General features: G+C 62.1%; 2 protein-coding genes. Both read left to right on the top strand.

The genetic code is table 11. From position 1 onward, the window contains the following. Positions 1 to 779: MBL fold metallo-hydrolase (locus DBR24_RS27690; RefSeq protein ID WP_256591911.1), on the top strand; the 779-nt coding region annotated here is incomplete at its 5' end. Positions 780 to 824: 45 nt separating this feature from the next. Beyond that, positions 825 to 1,439 (top strand): NAD(P)-dependent oxidoreductase, encoded by a 615-nt coding sequence (locus DBR24_RS27685; RefSeq protein WP_128616297.1) that lies wholly within the window; start codon positions 825 to 827, stop codon positions 1,437 to 1,439. Positions 1,440 to 1,644 lie beyond the last annotated feature (205 nt).

Here is a 1,644-nt window from a genome sequence, read left to right as displayed (position 1 = left end):
ACCCAGGCACCAAGGCGATTTTTCCGGTGACCTCGGTGTTGGTCAGCGGCGAGAAAGACGCGATTCTGGTCGATGCGCAATTCGGCAAGGCCCAGGCCGAACAGGTCGTGGAAAAGATCCGCGCCAGCGGCAAGCACCTGACCACCATTTACATCAGCCACGGTGACCCGGATTACTATTTCGGCCTCGACACCCTGACCCAGGCCTTCCCCGATGCAGAGGTTCTGGCTTCGCAGCCGACCGTCGATCACATCAACAAAACCGTCGCCGGCAAGCTCGCCTTCTGGGGCCCGAAAATGGGCGCCGACGTGCCGGCCAAAACCATCGTGCCGGGCGTGCTCAAGGGCGACAGCCTGATGCTTGAAGGGCAGAAACTGCAGGTGGTCGGCCTTGACGGCAAACAACCGGATCGCAGCTTCGTATGGATTCCGTCGCTCAAGGCCGTGGTCGGTGGCGTCGTGGTGGCCGAGAACATCCATGTGTGGATGGCCGACACCCAGACCGCGCAATCCCACGCCGACTGGCTGCAAACCCTGCACTCGATCGAAACCCTGAAACCGAAAACCGTGGTGCCGGGTCATTACCTGGGCGAGAGCAGCCGTTCGTTGGCCAGCGTGAAATTCACCGCCGACTATATTAAGGCGTTCGACGCCGAAACCGCCAAGGCCAAGGACTCCGCCGCACTGATCAAGGCCATGCAGAAGCGCTACCCGAAACTCGGCGAAGAAAGCTCGCTGGAGCTGAGCGCCAAAGTCGCCAAGGGCGAAATGCAGTGGTAACCCGATTCTGAAAACGCAGCACTCTCAAGCCAACTGGAGAATGTCATGAGCAAGATCGCAATCATTGGTGCCACCGGCCGTGCCGGTAGCCAACTGCTGGAAGAAGCCCTGCGTCGCGGCCATAGCGTTACGGCTATCGCCCGCGACACCTCGAAGATCGGCAGCCGTGCCGGCGTGGTCAGCAAGAATGTCGACGTGCTGGACTCGGTAGCGCTGCAAGCCGCCGTGGCCGGTCACGACGTGGTGATCAGCGCCGCGCATTTCGCCACCGTGCCCGCCAGTGCCGTGGTCGGCCCGGTGAAGCAGGCAGGCGTGAAGCGTCTGTTGGTGGTCGGCGGTGCCGGTTCGCTGTTGCTGCCGGACGACACCCGGGTGATCGACAGCGCCGGTTTCCCCGCCGAGTACAAAGCCGAGGCCAGCGCTGGCGCGGCGTTTCTCGATGCGTTGCGTTCGGAGAACGAGCTGGACTGGACCTTTCTGTCGCCGTCGGCCGAGTTCGTCGAAGGCGAGCGCACCGGCAGCTTCCGAGTCGGCAAGGATCACTTGCTGTTCAGTGCCGAAGGTCGCAGCTGGATCACCTTCGCGGATTACGCGATTGCGCTGATCGACGAAGTGGAAACGCCGAAGCATTCGCGTCAACGGTTTACGGTCGGCTACTGATGCTTCCCACGTCCCAATCGTAGGCCTTCGCCTGCTCGCGATAGCAGTGTGTCAGTCGACGTAAATGTCACTGACCCACCGCCATCGCGAGCAGGCGAAGGCCTGCAGGGGAATGTGGTGCTTCAGCGGGTATGCGCCTGCTCCACCAGCCAGATCATCAACTCCTCCAACTGCGGCGACGCTTCCCCACCCTGCGGCATCACCA

This window comes from Pseudomonas sp. HMWF006, from assembly GCF_003061205.1.
GTDB lineage: Bacteria > Pseudomonadota > Gammaproteobacteria > Pseudomonadales > Pseudomonadaceae > Aquipseudomonas > Aquipseudomonas monsensis.
Note: the sequence above shows the minus strand (reverse complement) of the source record. Positions and strands in the feature narration are given on the sequence as shown.